Here is an 18,467-nt window from a genome sequence, read left to right as displayed (position 1 = left end):
CGATTCGATTGTCCGATCCCGTCATCCGGGATATCGAGCCAGGGCCGTCCGGGGACACGGGATCCCGCCCGGCGTTCCAGGACCATCCCCGCTGCCGCGATGCCGCCCGCACGGTCGCGGTTGCTCTTTTCCGGTACGACGCCGACTCCCGTGGCAGTCGGCACGCGAGGCCCGCTTCACCACCCGACCGCCGCGCGTCTCATGCGGGTCCGCCGTCCCCCACGGCGGGCCAACCCCGGCCCGGCCCCGCCACCGCCGCTGTTCCGGTGGCCGCGGTGATCCCGTTGCTCCCCGGGGTGCCGATCAGCGGCTGATCGGAGTGGCCGGCAGGGAAAAGAGGCTGAACGGACGATCTCTCCACCTTGACCGGTGGGCGTGCCGTCCGCACAGTGAGGCGCGTGAATGCAGATCTTCAGGATGCCGGGGCCGAGCCGGCGACCGACACCGCGCCGCCGCAGCGACGCGGGTGGTTCCGGCGGCGAGCGGGCTGGCAGAAGGCCCTGATCGTGCTCTCGGTGCTGCTGGTGTTCCTGATCGGCGGGGTGACCGCCGGTGGTTACGTGCTGGTCAACCGCTACGAGGACAAGGTGGACCGGGCGTCGTTGCTGCCCTCGGCGCCCGCCGAGGAGGCCGCGCAGAGCCGGGAGAACTGGGAGTCCGGGGCGCTCAACCTGCTGCTGCTCGGCTCCGACTCGCGGGCCGCCGAGCCGGGCGGGACCAGCCCGATCGGCGAGCGCTCGGACACCATCATGCTGGTGCACATCGCCAAGGAGCGGAACCGCGCCACGATCATCTCGATCCCGCGGGACAGCTACGTCGAGGTGCCGGCCGGCGGCAGCTGGAAGGGCGGCAAGAACAAGATCAACGCGGCGTTCGCGTTCGGCGGGGCGGCGCTGACCGCGTCCACCGTGCGCCAGCTGACCGGGGTGCCGCTGGACGGCGCCATGATCGCCAACTTCACCAGCATCCACGACCTGGTCGACGCGGTGAACGGGGTGAACGTCTGCGTCCCGTACGACGTGAAGAGCACCTTCTCCGACCGGGAGTGGAAGCAGGGCTGCCACGACATGGACGGCGCGGTCGCCGAGGAGTTCATGCGCCAGCGCTACAACGTGCCCGGCGGCGACTTCGGCCGGATCCGCAACCAGCAGCTGGTGGTCAAGGCGGTGATCGCCAAGGTGGCCAAGGACAAGCTGCTGTTCAAGCCGCTGCAGATGGACGAGCTGCTCGGCATCGCGGCCGACTCGCTGACCGTGGACCAGAAGCTCGACCTGCGGGACCTGGTCTTCGCGGTGCGCGACATCCGGCCGTCGGCGATCACGTTCGCCACCGTGCCGTACACCCGGGCCGACCTGAGGACCCCGGCCGGCAGCGCGGTCCAGCTCGACACGAAGGCCGCCGCCGAGATGTTCGCCGCGGTGCGGAACGACACCATCGACCAGTGGCTGGCCGAGCACCCGGACGGCACGGTGGAGGACGAGGACGAGGAGGGGGAGTGACAGGGCGGCGTTAATCACCAGGCGTTCTCGAGCGCTTGCGCCTATTCTTGGCCCGCCATGTCTGTATCTGAACTACGCAGCCGGATCTCCGAGCTCCTGCCCCGCGACGAGCACCGGCTGCGGCGCCGCCTCGACGGCACCCGGCGCATCCGTGACGACGCCGCCCGGTCCACCGCCCTCGACGAGATCGCCGAGGAGGTCGACCGGGCGCGCCTGCGTCTGGAGACCCGGCTCGCCGCGGTCCCGCCGATCACCTATCCGGAGGCGCTGCCGGTCAGCGCCCGCAAGGACGACATCGCCGCGGCGATCCGCGACCACCAGGTCGTCGTGGTGGCCGGCGAGACCGGTTCCGGCAAGACCACCCAGATCCCGAAGATCTGCCTGGAGCTGGGCCGCGGCGTGCGCGGGCAGATCGGGCACACCCAGCCGCGGCGGATCGCGGCCCGCACCGTCGCCGAGCGGATCGCCGAGGAGCTGGACCGGCCGCTCGGCTCGACGGTCGGGTACAAGGTCCGGTTCACCGACCACGTCGGCGAGGACACCCTGGTCAAGGTGATGACCGACGGCATCCTGCTGGCCGAGATCCAGACCGACCGGATGCTCCGGCGGTACGACACGCTGATCATCGACGAGGCGCACGAGCGCAGCCTCAACATCGACTTCATCCTCGGCTACCTGCGCGACCTGCTGCCGAAACGCCCCGACCTGAAGCTGGTGATCACCTCCGCGACGATCGAGACGCAGCGGTTCGCCGAGCACTTCGCGGACGCCGCCGGCAAGCCGGCCCCGGTGATCGAGGTGTCCGGCCGGACCTATCCGGTCGAGGTCCGCTACCGCCCGCTGGTGACCACCACGCTCCTCGACGACGAGGAGGACGACGACACGGTCCGCGAGGAGCCGATCGACCAGATCGAGGGCATCGCGGCGGCGGTCGACGAGCTGCCGGCCGACGGCGACATCCTGGTCTTCATGTCCGGCGAGCGGGAGATCCGGGACACCGCCGACGCGCTGGTCAAGAAGGATCTGCGGAACACCGAGGTGGTCCCGCTCTACGGCCGGCTGAGCGCCGCCGAGCAGCACAAGGTCTTCGAGCGGCACGCCGGCCGGCGGATCGTGCTGGCCACCAACGTCGCCGAGACCTCGCTGACCGTGCCCGGCATCCGCTACGTGATCGACCCGGGCACCGCCCGGATCAGCCGGTACTCGCATCGGCTCAAGGTGCAGCGGCTGCCCATCGAGCCGGTCTCCCAGGCCAGCGCGAACCAGCGCAAGGGCCGCTGCGGCCGCACCTCGGACGGCATCTGCATCCGGCTCTACTCGGAGGAGGACTTCGACGGCCGGCCGGAGTTCACCGAGCCGGAGATCCTGCGGACCAACCTCGCCTCGGTCATCCTGCAGATGACCAACCTGGGGCTCGGCGACCTGCCCAAGTTCCCGTTCATCGACCCGCCGGACCGGCGCAACATCACCGACGGCATCAAGCTCCTCGAGGAGCTCGGCGCGCTGGACCAGGGCAAGCTCACCCCGCTCGGCCGCCAGCTCGCCCAGCTGCCGGTCGACCCGCGGCTGGCCCGGATGGTGATCGAGGCGGACAAGCAGGACTGCCTCGCCGAGGTGATGGTGATCGCCGCCGCGCTGTCGATCCAGGACCCGCGCGAGCGGCCGGCCGACAAGCAGCAGCAGGCCGACGAGAAACACGCCCGGTTCGTCGACAAGGAATCGGACTTCTTCACCTACCTCAACCTGTGGCGCTACCTGCGGGAGAAACAGCACGAGCTGTCCGGCAACCAGTTCCGTCGGCTGTGCCGCTCGGAGTTCCTGAACTACCTGCGGGTGCGGGAGTGGCAGGACATCTACACGCAGCTGAAGCAGGTCGTCCGTACCCTCAAGCTGACTTTGAAGGAGGACTGGGAAGCCGGCGTCGCGCCGCAACCGGTGCACACCGCCCTCCTGGCCGGTCTGCTCAGCCACATCGGGCTCAAGGACACCGACAAGCGCGAATATCTGGGGGCGCGCGGCGCCAAGTTCGCGATCTTCCCGGGCTCGGCGCTGTTCAAGCGGCAGCCGCGCTGGGTGATGTCCGCCGAGCTGGTCGAGACGAGCCGGCTGTGGGCCCGGGTGAACGCCCGGATCGAGCCCGAGTGGGCCGAGAAACTCGCTCCGCACCTGGTGAAACGCTCCTACAGCGAGCCGCACTGGGATCGCAAGCTGGGCGCCGTGATGGCCTTCGAGAAAGTCACCCTCTACGGGTTGCCGATCGTGCCGCGGCGCCGGGTGGGCTACAGCAAGGTCGATCCGGAGGTGTCCCGGGAGCTGTTCATCAGGCACGCCCTGGTGGAGGGGGACTGGGAGACGCACCACAAGTTCTTCGAGGCGAACCGGCGGCTGTTGCGCCAGATCACCGATCTGGAGAACCGGGCACGACGGCGGGACATCGCGGTTGACGACGAGACGGTCTTCTCGCTCTATGACGCGAAGATTCCGGCGGAGGTCGTCTCGTCGCGGCATTTCGACGGCTGGTGGAAGCACGAGCGCCGGACGAATCCGGATTTATTGACGTTTACCCGGGATGAGCTGGTCAACGCCGGCCGGGACTCCGTCGATCCGAACGCCTTCCCCGACGCCTGGCTGGCGGCCGGGGTGAAGCTTCCGCTGCGGTACGAATTCGAGCCCGGCAAGCACGCCGACGGCGTCACCGTCCAGCTCCCGCTCGACCTGATCAACAAGGTGGACGCGGAGGACTTCGGCTGGTCGGTGCCCGGCTTCCGCAAGGACGTGGTGATCGCCCTGATCCGCGCCCTGCCCAAGGCGATGCGCACCAGCTTCGTCCCGGTCCCGGACTGGGCCGAGGCGGTCCTCGACCGGGTCCCGGCCCGCCGCGGCCCGCTGCCCGACGCGATCGGCAACGAGCTGCGCCGGCTCACCGGCACCATCGTGCCGCGCGACGCCTGGCGGCCCGACCAGGTGCCGGACCACCTGCGGATGAACTTCCGGATCGTCAACGAGGCCGGCGAGGTGGTCGCCGAGGGGCGTGACCTGGAGGTGCTGCGCCGCGAGTTGCAGCCCAAGGTGCAGGCCACCATCTCCCGGGCGGCCGGCGACCTGGAGCGCACCGGGATCACCACGAACGACTTCGGGGCGATCCCGCACCGGGTCGCCCAGGTCCGCGGCGGCTACCAGGTCAACGTCTGGCCGGCCCTGGTCGACGAGGGCGCCAGCGTCGGCGTGAAGGTGTTCGAGACCGAGGCCGAGCAGCGGATCGCGATGCGGGCCGGGACCCGGCGGCTGCTGCTGCTCACGCTGCCGCCGGCCGCCCGGTTCCTGCAGGGGCGGCTGGACAACCGGGCGAAGCTGGAGCTGTCCCGGGCCAACCCGTACCGGTCGGTCGCCGAGCTGCTCGACGACTGCGCGGGCGCGGCGGTGGACAAGCTGGTCGCCGACGCGGGCGGGCCGGTCTGGTCGTCGGTGGAGTTCGCCTCGCTGCGCGACACGGTCCGCGAGGACCTGGTCGACGCGGTGGCCAACGTGGTCACCCAGGTGCAGGCGGTGCTGGCCACGGCGTACGACGTGGACCAGCGGGTGCGCCAGTTCAAGGACCCGATGCTGCTGCCCGCGCTCACCGACATCCGGCAGCAGCTCAAGGGCCTGATCTACCCGGGTTTCGTGACCGAGACCGGGTGGAAGCAGCTGCACCACATGCCGCGTTACCTGCGCGGGATCAGCTACCGGCTGGACCGGCTGGGCGGCTCGGCCGGGCGGGACCGCCAGCTGATCACCCAGATTCAGGAGATCGAGGCGGAGTACCGCGAGCTGACAGCGGAGGCGCCTCCGGACAGCCCGGCCGCGGACGGGCTGCGGGAGATCCGCTGGATGATCGAGGAGCTGCGGATCAACTTCTTCGCGCAGACCCTGGGCACCGCCTACCCGGTCTCTGACAAGCGGATATTCAAGGCGATGGACGCGCTGCCGCTGTAGCCCGGTTGCAGCTTGGTGCGGCTCTGGTGCCGTTCGGTCACGCCCCTGTCGGGACCGGGCGGCACCTGGCAGATTCTCCTGCATGACGAACGAGAGCATCGCCTTCGCCGCCGTTACCGCCGACTCCTACCTCGACGAGATGATGGCCCGCGTGGGGGTCGACGGCCTGGCCGCCGCGTTCGCCGAGCCGGGTCTGCTGGCCCGCGTCGACCAGCACGCCGCCGCCGTCCGGGAGGCGCTGCTCGGCGCCGGCCGGGCGATCGACGCGGAGGGGCTGGCGGCGTACGCGCGCAGCATCGCCGCCGCCGCGGTCCGGACCGGCCGCCCGCTGCCCGAGCCGGGCTTCGCGCCGACCACGGTCGCGGGCTGGGCCACCGCCGGCTGGCCGCTGCTGCGCCTGGTCGGGGTCTGCCTGATCGCGGAGTCCGCGGGACTTCTCTGACCCCGTACGATCTACATAGTCGGGTTTATTACCCCCCAAACCGGCATTATCGGGCATCTTCTGGGGCATGAAGATGTTCAAGCTCTCCACCCTGGTTCTCCTGACGGTCCCGGCCATGGCCGCCCCCGCGGCCGCCGCGCCCGTGGTGGACCCGCCGCCGACCCTGGTGGCACGCTACAACTTCGACGGCGGCGCGACCGCCGGCAAGATCTCCGACCTGTCCGGCCGAGGCTCCAGCCTCACCGTCCGCGGCGCCGACAACGGCACCGTCGCGATCAACACGGAGGGCGCCGGCCGCTACGCCGCCTTCCCGGCCGTGTGCCCGACCACCGGCACCTGCGGGCGCGCCCTGCTGGAAGCCCCGAACGACGTCGACCTGAACCCCGGAACCCGCACCTTCCGGTGGGCGGCCAGCGTCCGGGTGACCGCGGCCCAGCTGCGCGGCAAGGCCAACATCATGCAGAAGGGCCTGGCCGGCGCGGACAGCGTCTGGAAGCTGCAGCTGACCGGCAAGATCGGCCGCGCCCAGTGCGCGATGACCGGCAAGGGCAGCACCGAGTCCTTCGCCGCGACCTCGGCCCGCCCGATCGCCGACGGCAACTGGCACAAGATCGTCTGTGAGCGCAACGGCACCAACCTGTCGATCTCGGTCGACGGCGTCCCCGGCACCCGCGCCACGATCCCGGCCACCCTGTCGGTCGACAACGCCATGCCGCTGCGCATCGGCGGCCCGAACTTCGGCGCCTCCAGCGACATGTACCACGGCCAGCTCGACGACGTTTACATCCAGCTCGGCTGAGGTCTCTCGTCCCTGGAAGCGGGCCGGCGGTGCAGCCGGCCCGCTTCGCCGTCCCCGTGGCCCTGTTCGCTGCTCCGTCCCGGTCGCGGTCCGCTGTTTCGGTCGGTTCGCTGTTGCGGTCACGGTCCGCTGTCGCGGTCGGTCCGCTGTCGCGGTCGCGGTCCGCTTTATGGCGCGGTTTCCCATTTTCGGTACGCCCAGAACCGCCGCGACCACCTCATACCGGAGTCGCCGAATAATCGGTGGCGTCACCCGAGCATGCCGCATAGGTTGGCCGCATGCTGTGATCGCATCCCAGGCGCCCGCGCCACCGGCTCCCTAGCATCCCCGGTCTCCGTGTCCGATGGTGAATGCGCTCGGTCGAGCCCGCGCAGGTCGCCTTCCGCGCTGACCTTCGATCGCCGATCGGGTTCCGCGCTCGGATGCGACTTCCTCCGGTATGGCTCCGGTGGCGTCTCCGATCCCGGCAACCTCCCCGCGGCATCGATCGCCGGCCTTCCCGCCCGCCCCCGAACCGGGCACCGGACTCGACCTTCCAGGAGGTAGCGATATGCCTGCGCAATCTTTCTCGGTGCATCTCGACCAGGACGACCTCGCCCGCCGGGACCTCGCCGCGGCTCTCGGCCGCGTGCCGAAGACCGGCACCAGCGACGATCAGGGCGGCAGCGCCGAGGTGGCCCACCACGGCGCCCGTGACACCCGGCAGGCAGCCCGGGAGCGGTCCGACCGCGCCCGAGCCAGCCGCGCCGCCGGCGCCTCCGGCGGACGCAGCTACGTCTTCCGCCGCAGCTGACCGACCCCGCCGCGGCCCCGGCCGCGGCACAAGCGGCCGCGAGCCGGGTGGTCCCGCGCCGCCCGCCTCGCGTCGCGGCGATCCGCACCGTGCGGGTCCACGGCGGATTCCGTGAGGTGCGTCTGGTGAACACGCGGCCACCGGGGGCCCGCCCGGTGGCCGCGTGGCCTCAGCACGGTACGCCGGCAAGCGCGCCCAGCACAGGGGGCCGCGGGACACATCCTGGATCATCCGAATGGCGATGATCCACGGTGGCGAACCAGCCCACGCCGCGGCTGGTCCCGGCCGCGGCCGCCGCCCACGGTCCCGGCTGCCTCTCACGGGTGTTTCAGGGAGGTTGAGACACCCGTGAGGGCCAGCCGGGACCGGGGGCCGGCTGCTTCTCATGGGTGTTTCAGGGAGGTTGAGACACCCGTGAGGGCCAGCCGGGACCGGGGGCCGGCTGCTTCTCATGGGTGTTTCAGGGAGGTTGAGACACCCGTGAGGGCCAGCCGGGACCGTGGGCCGGCTGCCTCTCGCGGGTGTTTCAGGGAGGTTGAGACACCCGTGAGGGCCAGCCGGGACCGTGGGCCGGCTGCTTCTCATGGGTGTTTCAGGGAGGTTGAGACACCCGGGAGGGCCAGCCGGGGACGGGGGCCGCGGGTGGGACGGTGGGCAGTGACGGGCGTCGCGGCTGGCGCTGGACGTGACCGGGTCAGGACTGGGGGAGGTCGGCGATCGCCAGGTCCAGGGTGGCGATGGCGGTGGGGAAGTCGATCAGCTGGTCGCGGACCAGGCGCAGGCCGGTGCGGAGGGCGGCGACCGGGACCTTGCGGGCGGTCAGGACGCCCGCGGTCCACGTGGTGAAGTCGCGGAAGACCTGGGGCTCGTTGATGTAGAGCGAGGCGGCCAGGAAGTCGGCGATGTGGCCGAAGTCCTCCAGGGTGGCCTCGCGCTGCTGCTCGTTGTAGTGGTGCACCGCCGGGTAGGCCGCGGCCAGCCGCTGCATCGCGGTCTCGATCAGCTGGGGCCGGGAGCGGACCAGGTGGGTGTACTCCTCGTCGCCCAGGAACTCGGTGGGGAACTCCGGGGGCAGCGGCGGCGGCCAGTCGGTGGCCAGCCGGATCACCGCCTCCTCGGCGGTGCCGGCCCAGGCGTCGGCGCCGAGCCGCTCGGCGTAGCGGCCGCCGGGACCCATGCCCCGGCCACCGGCGATGACCGGGACGCCGGCCGCCCGGCAGGCGGTGATCGCGGCGTGGGCGCGCGGCAGCCGGGTCGGGATCATGCAGCTCAGCGCGACCGCGTCCGGGCCGGTCTGGTGCAGGTGGGTGATCAGGTGCGGGCCGGGGACGCTGGCGCCGAGGAAGTCGACCCGCCAGCCGTCCATCCGCAGCAGCTCGGCCAGGATCCGTGCGGGCAGCCCGTGCCACTCGCCGTCCACGCAGGCCAGGGTGATCCGGCCGCGCCGGGGCGGGGTGTTCCGGCCGACGGTGAGCGCGGCCAGCACCCGCTCGTTGACCGCCGTCGCGGCGTGCTCGCGGGCCACCGACCACTCGTTCGCCGCCCACAGCTCGCCGACCCGGGCCTGGGTGCCGCCGATCAGATCGACCATGATCCGCTGGGCCGGGACGCCGTCGTCGAGCAGTGACCGGGCGATCTCGGTGGCGCCGAACTCGTCGCCGTCCCCGACCAGGTCGAGGTATTCCTGGTAGAGGCCGGGGTCGTCGAGGGCGCGGGACGAGTGGCTGGTGATCATACGCGCGGGCGGGCCCTCCGGTCGGCGCGGCGGGTGGCGGCCAGGTAAGGAGACTGGTTCGGCGCCCCGCCGCCGCGCAAGCTGAGCGGTGGTCGCGCCGGCGCCCGGACCGTCAGCATCGCGATGTCGTCTGTGGTGCCTCCATGTACCCAGTCGGAGACCAGCTGACGCAGCCTCTCCAGGGTGACCGCGCCGGGCAGCCCGGCACACGAGGACAGCGACTGCCGGAGCCGGGCCTCGCCGAACTGGTCGTGGCCGGTCGGCCCGCCGCGCGCCTCGGTCAGGCCGTCGCTGTAGAGCAGGCACAGCTCGCCGGGGGCCAGCTCGACGGTGGCCGGATGCACGACCGTCTCCGGCATCACGCCGATCAGCGTCCCGCTGACCGGCACCTCCTCGACCGTGCCGTCGGCGCGCAGCACCATCGGCGGCGGGTGGCCGCCGCTGACCAGCTCGATCCGCACCCGGCCGTGCTCGGCCCGGGTGATCGAGCCGACCACCAGGGTGACGAAGCGCTGCTTGCGGCTGGACTCCAGCATGGCCTGGTTGAGCACCCGCAGCATGGTCTCCGGCCCGGCCCGCACCAGGCGCAGCGCGCGCAGCGTCTGGCGCACCTTGCCGGTCAGCACCGCCGCCTCCGGGCCGGTGCCGCACACGTCGCCGAGCGCGACCAACGTGTCCGAGCCGGCCGCGGACGGGCCGAACACCTCGTAGAAGTCGCCGCCGACCTGCAGCGCCTCGAACGCCGCCTGGTAGGAGCCGGCCAGCTCGAATCCCTCGGTCGGGGGCAGCTCCGGGGGCAGCAGGTCGGCCTGCAGCACCGCGGTGGTGTCCACCTGGGCGCGGTAGAGGCCGGCCGCGGCCAGGGCGGCGCCGGCCCGGATCGCGAACACCCGGACCAGGGCCTCGTCCTGCTCGCTGAACGCGGCGCGTGCGCCGGTGCGGGCCAGGATCAGCGCGCCGGCCGGCTCGGCGTTGCCGGGCAGCGGGGTGACCAGCAGCGCGCCGATCGGACCGAGCGCGGCCGGGAAGAGCCAGCCGGGCGCCTGGCCCGGGTCGAGCCAGCGGCTCGGGATCGGCGGGAAGCCGTCGATCACCTCGCGCAGGCCGGGCACCTCGGTGAGGCTGCGCTCGGGCAGGGTGCCCTCCTCCACCGGGTGGCCGGGCAGCAGCCTGGTCCAGGAGCTCTGCCGCTTGATCGGGGGCAGGATCACCACCGCGGCGTCGGCCAGGTGGGCGGCGGCCAGCTCGGCGACGGTGCGCCGGACCCGGCGCAGGTGCAGCGAGGCGGACAGGTGCCGGCCGGCGTCGGCCAGGAACGCGGCCCGGGCCCGCTCGGCCTCCAGCGCCGCGGTGCGCTCGTGCTCGTCGGTGCGGTCCCGCAGGTACCACGCGTAGTGGTCGTCGTCGAGGCGGCGGCGCAACCCGTACAGAAAATGGTCCTGGTGCTCGGACCGGAAGCTGTCGGCGCCGTCCGCCGCGGCCGCGGCCAGCTCCGGGAGCGGCGCCGCGGTCAGGGTCTCGCCGGGCCGCAGGCCGGGCACCAGGGCCTGGGCAGCCGCGTTGGCCAGCAGGATGGTGTCGTCCGCGGCGGCGCACAGCAGCATCGCCTCGGTGGCGGCGTCGAGCGCCGCCCGGAGTAACTGCGGCGTGGCCACCTGGACCGGTGGCGTCGCCGCCTCGCCGCGAGCGGCCGGCGTTCGCGAAGCCATCGTTCCTCCCGTCTCCCCGCCGAGTCGTGCAGAACCAACCTCAGCCTACGGGGTTGGCCGGGAATCGGGCATCGCGCGGTCCCGGACCGGCACGGTCAGCGCCGGATGTCGACCACCACCGGGGCGTGATCGGACGGACCTTTGCCCTTGCGCGCTTCGCGATCCACCACCGCGTCCGTGACCGCGGCGGCCACGTCGGCGCTGGCGTAGACGTGGTCGATCCGCATCCCCTTGTTCTGGTGGAACATCCCGGCGCGGTAATCCCAATAGGTGAACGGGTGGTCGCCCTTCATGGCGCGGGCCGGCACGTCGGTGAGCCCGAGATCGCGCAGCGCGGCGATCGCCGCCCGCTCCGGCGGCGTGACGTGGGTGGAGCCGGCGAACAGGGCCGGGTCCCAGACGTCCGCGTCGGTCGGCGCCACGTTGAAGTCGCCGGCCACCACCAGCGGGCCGGTGGCCAGGTCGGCGGCGAGCACGTCGCGCAGCACCCGCAGCCACTCCAGCTTGTAGAGGTAGTGCGGGTCGTCCGGGGTGCGGCCGTTCGGCACGTAGACCGACATGAACCGGATGCCGTCGCAGACCGCGCTGATCGCCCGGGCCTCCGGATCGGGGTAGCCGGGCTCGCCCGGGAACCCGCGGCGGACCTCCTCGACGCCGACCCGGGACAGCAGCGCCACCCCGTTCCACCGGCCCTGGCCGTGGGCGGCCGTCGCATAGCCCAGCTCGGCCACCTCGGCGGCCGGGAAGGCGTCCTCGCCGACCTTGGTCTCCTGCAGGCAGACCACGTCCGGGGCGGTGTGCTCCAGCCAGTCGAGCAGGCGGGGCAGGCGGGCCTTGACCGAATTGACGTTCCAGGTGGCGAAGCGCATCCGTCCAGCCTGCCGCATGGCGTCAGCGGCGGGGCGGCAACCCGCCCCGTGTCGCGGCGAGCAGCGCCAGGCCCAGCCCGGCGGCCAGCATCACCAGGACAGCGACCAACACCTCGGTGCCGATGTGGTTCGCCATGTCGCCTCCGCGCCCTCCCGGGCCGACGTGAGGCAGCTCACGTCGGCAAATCTGTGAGCGAATGATGCCGGAATTGCCCGCGCCGCACCAGTGGGGCTGAGAGGTTTGTCAGGAAGCGAGGCAACTTCACGGGGGCGAACATGCGTGTGGAAGTCATGCCGGTGGTACCGGCCGAACTGCTCGACCCGGCCTGGGACTTCTACACGGAGTCGTTCGGCGACCTGGCCGTGCTCGCGGTGAACCGGCATCTGCTCTACCGGCACGAGTTCGACGAGCTGATGGAGGACGACCGGGCGGAGAAGTACCTCGTCCTGGACGACGACGGCACGGTGGTCGGGATGGCCGCGATGACCACGAACCTGGAGGCCGTCTCGCTGATCTCGCCGGACTACTTCCGGCACCACTGGCCGGAGCTGTACGCCGAGAAGCGGATCTTCTACGTGCTCTTCGTCGGCGCCAAGAAGGGCGGCAGCGGGAGCGGTGTCTTCGTCGAACTGCTCACCGCGCTGTACCGGCCGATCGGCGCGGCCAACGGCAAGGTGTTCGTGGACATCTGCACCTACAACGAGGAGCAGCTGCGGCTGCCCCGGATGATCGGGGTGATCCTCACCCGGATCTCCGGCAAGGCGGTGCCGACCCGGATGGACGCCCAGTCGTTCTGGCTCTACGAGTTCCCCAACAACGAGAAGCCCTGACCCGAGTCCTACTCCTCCGGGCGGCGGTGCCGCCCGGAGCTGGTCACCGCGGCGACCGGCAGCGGGATCTCCGGCAGCGCCGCCGACAGGTGCCAGCGCTCGGCGAACTCCACCGCCGACACCGCCTTGCCCCACAGCCAGCCCTGCCCGTTCACCACGCCGACGTGGTAGAGCGCCTCGCGCTGCAGCACCGTCTCGACGCCCTCGGCGATCACGCTCAGGCCCAGCGCGTGGCTCATCGCGACCACCGCGCGGACGATCTCGTCGTCCTCGACGTTCTTGCCCAGCCCGATCACGAAGGACCGGTCGATCTTGACCCCGGTGACCGGGAACCGGCGCAGGTAGCCGAGCGCGGAGAAGCCCGTGCCGAAGTCGTCGACCAGCAGTTTCGCGCCGAGCTGGCGCAGCTCGTGGAGGACCCGGCCGGTCACGCTGGAGCCGTCCACCATCACCGACTCGGTCATCTCCAGTGCCACGCACTGCGCCGGGACGCCGTACTTGAACAGCTCGCCGGAGAAGACCAGCGGCAGGTCCGGCTCGCTGAGCTGGCGCGGCGACACGTTGATCGACAGGTAGAAGCTCTCCGAGACGACGCCCTGCGAGCGCCACACGCCGAGCTGGCGCAGCGCCTCGTTGCGGACGAACGTGCCGATCTGCGAGATCAGGCCGGAGTCCTCGGCGATCGGGATGAACAGCATCGGCGGGATCTGGCCGCGGGTCGGGTGCTCCCAGCGGACCAGCGCCTCGGCGCCCACCGGCATCCCGGTCTCCAGCCGCACGATCGGCTGGTAGACCACGTAGAGCTGGTCGTCGCTGAGCGCCTGGCGGAGCGCCACCTCCAGCTCGATGCGCTCCCGGGCCTGGTCGTGCATCGAGGTGTCGAAGATGGTGGACCGGCCCGGCCCCTCGGCCTTGGCCCGGTACATCGCGGTGTCCGCGTCGCGCATCAGCGCCTCGGCGGTGACCGCGGAGCGCATCGCGTCGCCGCTGGAGTGCGCGATGCCGATCGACGCGCTGATCACCACCTCGGTGTCGCGGACCGTGAACGGGCGGGCGAAGCAGCCCCGGATGTCGTCCACCAGCCGGAGCGCGCCGGCCTTGTCGCCGACGAAGGCGAGCAGGAACTCGTCGCCGCCGACCCGGGCCACCGGCACCGTCTCCGGGACCTGGGCCCGCAACCGGCGGCCGACCTCGATCACCAGCTGGTCGCCGGTGTCGTGACCCCACGAGTCGTTCACCCACTTGAAGCCGTCCAGGTCGAGCATGTAGACCCAGACCCGCTGCGGGCCGTGCGAGTCGACCGCGGTGACCAGCCGCTCGATCTCGCCGGAGATGGACTGCCGGTTGGGCAGCGAGGTGAGCGGGTCGTGCGTGGCCTGGTGCTCGGAGTGCAGCTGGGCGGCGACCTGGGCCTGCACCGCGGAGATCGCCCGGGCCAGCAGCAGCAGGATCATCAGGGCGCCGGCCACCGCGATCAGCATCCGGTGCGAGGCGGCGCTGGTGCCGGTGGTCAGCAGCAGCGCGAACGGCAGGAACAGCGCGGGCAGCAGCACCGCCAGCCGCTGCCAGGACCAGGCCTGTACGGGCAGCCGGTCGGCGCGGCTCATCTCGGTCACCGACGGGTGCAGGGCGGCCACCCCGAGCGCCGCGAAGGCCGGCACGTACGGGACGTTGAGCAGCGGCGAGGCGTAGATCTGGCCGTTCACCCCGACGATCGCGTACGCGGTGTCGCCGACGAACAGCCCGACCATCATCACCAGCAGCGCGATCATGCTGACCGGCCAGGTCTTGGTGGTGAACGCCAGGTTGATCACCAGGAGCGCCAGCACGATGTCGAAGAGCGGGTAGGTGCCCTGGATGATGGAGAGCAGCGCGGGCCGGCCGGGGATCGCGGCGGCCGGCGCGGCCAGCAGCAGCGTGCTGGTCAGCCCGGCGGCCAGGCAGACGATCAGGCCGTCCAGCACGGCGTGCCGCTCCAGGCTCTGCCGGCGGCGCAGCAGCATGAACAGGAACGTGCCGAGCAGCAGGTAACCGCTGAAGGTGGCCACGTCGGCGAGCAGCGGCAGCGGCATCGGCTGGTTGGTGACCGTCGGCCGGATCAGCAGCCCGACCAGGAAGAGCAGCGCCGCGAGCGCCATCAGTAGCCAGGCCACCGGCGGCTCGGCACCCCACCGGCGCGGCCCGACGAAGCAGGCCGCCACGGTGAGCACGCAGAGCACCACCAGGCTCACCGCGGCGAGGTTCGAGGACGAGTAGGCCGCGTACAACGCGGTCGCGAGGACCCCGATGACGGCCATGAACTGCCATTGGCGGCGGGCGATGGCGGGCGGGAGCACGGAGCGCACCGGGCATTCCTCCCGTTTTGCCCTAAGACTAATGTTTCCTCACCGTAGCAACGGACGCGTCGTCACCGGCCGGAATTGGTCAGTTGAGTGGCCCGGTTTCGACTTTCCGGCGGGTTCCCGGCGGCCGTGGACGAAAACGGTCGGGCAGCCGCCGTGCCGCAACAACTCGTCGGCCACCGATCCGAATCGGCCGGCGCCCCCGGAGCCGCGCGGGCCCAGCACGATCAGCCCGGCGCCGCGGGAGAGCCGCACCAGGGCGGCGGCCGGCGGGCCGGTCAGCAGCCGGCGGCGCAGCGGTGGCAGGTCCGGCACCAGGGCGAGCACCCGGTCCAGCACCCGCTGCCCGGTCTCCTCGTCGCCGGCGTGCGCCACGTCCAGCCGCAGCCGGCGGCGGCGGGCGTCCTCGGCGGCGTGGCGCAGGGCCAGGACGGACGGGGCGGAGCCGTCCACGGCGGCCACCACCCGGCCGGACGGCGGGCGTGGCCCGCGGGCCACCAGCACCGGGCACCAGGCCTGGGTGACCGCCTCGAGCAGCGGCGACGTGGCCGGCAGCCGGCCGGTCGCGGCCAGGTCGTCGGCGCCCAGGACCAGCAGCCCGGCGGTCCGGCTGGCCTTGCGCAGCACCCGGGCGGCGGGTCCATCCACGAGTTGACCCCGCACGTCGAGGCCGGGTGTGGAACGCTGGGCGGTGGTGACCGCCTCCTCGACGACGCGTGAGGCGGTGCGGCGGGATTCCGCCTCGTCCCAGCTGAAAGCGTGCAGCACCGTCAGGAGTGTGCCGCGGGAGACCGCCTCCCGGGCGGCCAGGCGCACGGCGGCCAGGCCGGCCGCGGTCCCGTTCACCCCGACCACGACGGGGGGCCGACTCGGGATCTGCATCGGTCCGACCTCCGCTTCCCGTTACGTTCTCGCAATATACCGATCATTATCTATGGCGCAACGGTCTATACGGACTGGTGACCAATGCCTCACCGGGTGGCCACCTGATGACCCATTCAGGTTGAGGGTTTACGGTGAACGGCAAAATCTTTGGGACATCTGCCGGTGAAGTGAGGGAAATACATGACGGATGTCAAGCTCGACCACCCCGGTGGCCAATTGTCGATGGGTGTTCGCGAGGCCGTCGACGGGCCGGGCGGCATCGACGTCAGTGCGCTGCTGAAGGAGACCGGCTACGTCACCCTGGACCAGGGTTTCGTGAACACCGCGTCGACCACGTCGGCGATCACTTACATCGACGGTGACGCCGGCATCCTGCGGTACCGCGGGTACCCGATCGAGCAGCTGGCCGAGAAGTCGACGTTCCTCGAGGTCTCGTACCTGCTGATGAACGGCGAGCTGCCGACCGCCCAGCAGCTGCGCGACTTCGGCGACAAGATCCGGGTGCACACGCTGCTGCAGGAGGAGATGCGGACCTTCTTCTCCGGCTTCCCCCGCGACGCGCACCCGATGGCGGTGCTCTCCTCGGCGGTGACCGCGCTGTCCACCTTCTACCAGGACGCGCTCGACCCGCTGGACGACGAGCAGGTGGATATCTCCGCAATCCGGCTGATGGCGAAACTTCCGACCATCGCGGCGTATGCGTACAAGAAGTCGATCGGCCACCCGCTGCCGTACCCGGACAACTCGCTCGACTACGTGGAGAACTTCCTGCGTCTGACGTTCGGCCTGCCGACCGTCAACTACGACGTGGACCCCAAGGTCGCCAAGATCCTGGACATGCTCTTCATCCTGCACGCCGACCACGAGCAGAACTGCTCCACGTCGTCGGTGCGGCTGGTCGGCTCGGCCCAGGCGAACCTGTTCGCCTCGGTCTCGGCCGGCATCAACGCGCTGTCCGGCCCGCTGCACGGCGGCGCCAACGCGGCGGTGCTCGAGATGCTCGAGCAGATCCGCAAGGACGGCGGAGACGTCAACTCGTTCGTCACCCGGGTGAAGAACAAGGAAAAGGGCGTCAAGCTGATGGGCTTCGGCCACCGGGTCTACAAGAATTACGACCCGCGCGCCGCCATCGTCAAGAAGGCCGCCCAGGAGATGCTCTCCACCCTGGACACGCCGGACCCGCTGCTGGACATCGCCTTCCAGCTCGAGGAGATCGCGCTCAACGACGACTACTTCGTCTCCCGCAAGCTGTACCCGAACGTCGACTTCTACACCGGCCTGATCTACAAGGCCATGGGTTTCCCGACGAAGATGTTCACGGTGCTGTTCGCTATCGGTCGTCTGCCCGGCTGGATCGCCCAGTGGCGCGAGATGATGAACGACCCGGCCAACAAGATCGGTCGCCCGCGGCAGATCTACACCGGTTCCCCGGTGCGCGACTTCGTCCCGATGTCGCAGCGCTGAGAAATCCGTCTCGGACTCGGAGGCGGAGCCCGAACCGGATCGTCGAACGGCGCCCCACCGGAATTCCGGTGGGGCGTTTCTCGGCACCCAGTATGCCTTGACAGTTATATTCCTGCTGGGGCATGTTGGTGGGGTGGACGTCCTGGAAGTGCTCGCCGAACCGGCCCGCCGGCGCATCGTCGACGCGCTGCTGACCCGCGAGGCGAGCGTGGGTGACCTGGTCCAGGCGCTCGGGATGAGCCAGCCCGCGGTCTCCAAGCACCTGCGGGTGCTGCGCGAGGCCGGTGTGGTCAGCGTGCGGGCCCAGGCCCAGCAGCGGATCTACCGGCTCGAGGCGGGGCCGTTCCGGGCCCTCGACGCATGGCTCCGGCCGTACCGGACCTTGTGGGACGGCCACCTGGACGCCCTGGGAAGACATCTCGCGTCGACCTCATCGGAGGAGGAACCGTGACCGGACCGCACACCGAGGCCGCGGTGGTCGCCGACGGCGACCGCTGGACCCTGATCTTCATCCGCGAGCTGCCCCAGCCGCCCGAGCGGGTCTGGGCCGCCCTGGTCGACCCGGAGCGGCTGGACCGCTGGGCGCCCTTCACCGCCTCCCGGCCGCTGACCGAAACCGGTCCGGCCACCCTCACCATGGTGGACGGCGACGAGCGGACCGCGCTGCCCGCCTTCGTTCATCGGGTGGAGGCGACCCAGCTGCTCGAATACACCTGGGGCGAGGATCTGCTGCGCTGGGAGCTGGAGCCGGCCGGGGACGGCACGCGGCTGACGCTGCGGCACACGCTGGCCGATCGTGACATGGACGCGATGGTCGCGGCCGGGTGGCACCTGTGCGCCGACGTGCTCGGGCGGCTGCTGGCCGGCGAGCCGGTGACGGCGATCCGCGGCAAGGCCGCCATGGACCACGGCTGGAAAGACTTGCGCGACCACTATGCGGCTGTCTTCGCATCGTCTACGGACAAAATCTGAAGATCAAGATCTTTGTATTCGCGCGTCCGCTGGGGTGCGGATCGCATGCTCCCGCGCGGGGCGGAGGTCGGTGATCAGGACGCTGGCGCGTCCCGAGCGATCACCGACCCCCTTCAATGCCCGCGGGTGGTCACCGAAAACCCGGTAGTAGG

General features: G+C 71.2%; 14 protein-coding genes. 9 read left to right on the top strand and 5 right to left on the bottom strand.

Going from position 1 to position 18,467, the window contains the following annotated elements; translation table 11 throughout:
• Window positions 1–398: 398 nt before the first annotated feature.
• From BJY16_RS39890 to BJY16_RS39870, 5 genes are all read left to right on the top strand, one after another.
• Window positions 399–1,499 (top strand): LCP family protein, encoded by a 1,101-nt coding sequence (locus BJY16_RS39890; protein WP_185044707.1) that lies wholly within the window; start codon window positions 399–401, stop codon window positions 1,497–1,499.
• A 57-nt stretch (window positions 1,500–1,556) separates the two neighbouring features.
• Entirely contained in the window at window positions 1,557–5,474 is a 3,918-nt protein-coding gene (gene hrpA, locus BJY16_RS39885; RefSeq protein WP_185044706.1) for an ATP-dependent RNA helicase HrpA, read from the top strand.
• 82 nt (window positions 5,475–5,556) lie between these two features.
• The gene (locus tag BJY16_RS39880) at window positions 5,557–5,916 is read left to right on the top strand and encodes a DUF6401 family natural product biosynthesis protein (RefSeq protein WP_185044705.1); all 360 of its coding nucleotides are present in this window, start codon (window positions 5,557–5,559) and stop codon (window positions 5,914–5,916) included.
• A 67-nt stretch (window positions 5,917–5,983) separates the two neighbouring features.
• Window positions 5,984–6,715, top strand: a complete 732-nt coding sequence (locus BJY16_RS48805) for a LamG-like jellyroll fold domain-containing protein (protein WP_185044704.1) — start codon at window positions 5,984–5,986, stop codon at window positions 6,713–6,715.
• A 550-nt stretch (window positions 6,716–7,265) separates the two neighbouring features.
• Entirely contained in the window at window positions 7,266–7,508 is a 243-nt protein-coding gene (locus tag BJY16_RS39870; RefSeq protein WP_185044703.1) for a hypothetical protein, read from the top strand.
• A gap of 694 nt (window positions 7,509–8,202) precedes the next feature.
• Here BJY16_RS39870 and BJY16_RS39865 read toward each other — a convergent pair.
• The 3 genes from BJY16_RS39865 to BJY16_RS39855 form a co-directional block, all read right to left on the bottom strand.
• Window positions 8,203–9,243: a cobalamin B12-binding domain-containing protein gene (locus BJY16_RS39865; protein ID WP_185044702.1), complete on the bottom strand. Its 1,041-nt coding sequence runs from the start codon at window positions 9,241–9,243 to the stop codon at window positions 8,203–8,205.
• Window positions 9,240–10,952 (bottom strand): PP2C family protein-serine/threonine phosphatase, encoded by a 1,713-nt coding sequence (locus BJY16_RS39860; protein ID WP_185044701.1) that lies wholly within the window; start codon window positions 10,950–10,952, stop codon window positions 9,240–9,242. Before BJY16_RS39860 ends, BJY16_RS39865 begins: the two co-directional genes overlap by 4 nt.
• Before the next feature lie 95 nt (window positions 10,953–11,047).
• Window positions 11,048–11,821, bottom strand: coding sequence for an exodeoxyribonuclease III (locus tag BJY16_RS39855; RefSeq protein ID WP_185044700.1), 774 nt, complete (start codon window positions 11,819–11,821; stop codon window positions 11,048–11,050).
• Between the two features lie 276 nt (window positions 11,822–12,097).
• Here BJY16_RS39855 and BJY16_RS39850 point away from each other — a divergent pair, with 276 nt between their 5' ends.
• Window positions 12,098–12,652, top strand: coding sequence for a hypothetical protein (locus BJY16_RS39850; RefSeq protein WP_185044699.1), 555 nt, complete (start codon window positions 12,098–12,100; stop codon window positions 12,650–12,652).
• 8 nt (window positions 12,653–12,660) lie between these two features.
• Here BJY16_RS39850 and BJY16_RS39845 read toward each other — a convergent pair whose 3' ends face one another.
• Complete coding sequence (locus BJY16_RS39845) at window positions 12,661–14,997, bottom strand: putative bifunctional diguanylate cyclase/phosphodiesterase (protein WP_185044698.1); 2,337 nt, start codon at window positions 14,995–14,997, stop codon at window positions 12,661–12,663.
• A 39-nt stretch (window positions 14,998–15,036) separates the two neighbouring features.
• Window positions 15,037–15,876 carry a universal stress protein gene (locus BJY16_RS39840; RefSeq protein ID WP_185044697.1) on the bottom strand — a complete coding sequence of 280 codons (840 nt, stop codon included), beginning with the start codon at window positions 15,874–15,876 and terminating at the stop codon, window positions 15,037–15,039.
• A 183-nt stretch (window positions 15,877–16,059) separates the two neighbouring features.
• On the opposite strand from BJY16_RS39840, the gene BJY16_RS39835 reads away from it, so the two are divergent.
• The 3 genes from BJY16_RS39835 to BJY16_RS39825 all read left to right on the top strand — a co-directional run bounded on the left by BJY16_RS39835 (window position 16,060) and on the right by BJY16_RS39825 (window position 18,315).
• Entirely contained in the window at window positions 16,060–17,343 is a 1,284-nt protein-coding gene (locus BJY16_RS39835; RefSeq protein WP_185044696.1) for a citrate synthase, read from the top strand.
• Window positions 17,344–17,476: 133 nt separating this feature from the next.
• Window positions 17,477–17,794, top strand: coding sequence for an ArsR/SmtB family transcription factor (locus BJY16_RS39830; RefSeq protein WP_185044695.1), 318 nt, complete (start codon window positions 17,477–17,479; stop codon window positions 17,792–17,794).
• Window positions 17,791–18,315 carry an SRPBCC family protein gene (locus tag BJY16_RS39825; RefSeq protein WP_239177850.1) on the top strand — a complete coding sequence of 175 codons (525 nt, stop codon included), beginning with the start codon at window positions 17,791–17,793 and terminating at the stop codon, window positions 18,313–18,315. Before BJY16_RS39830 ends, BJY16_RS39825 begins: the two co-directional genes overlap by 4 nt.
• The last annotated feature ends 152 nt before the right edge of the window (window positions 18,316–18,467 follow it).

Source organism: Actinoplanes octamycinicus (assembly GCF_014205225.1).
In the GTDB taxonomy this organism is placed as follows: domain Bacteria; phylum Actinomycetota; class Actinomycetes; order Mycobacteriales; family Micromonosporaceae; genus Actinoplanes; species Actinoplanes octamycinicus.
Note: the sequence above shows the minus strand (reverse complement) of the source record. Positions and strands in the feature narration are given on the sequence as shown.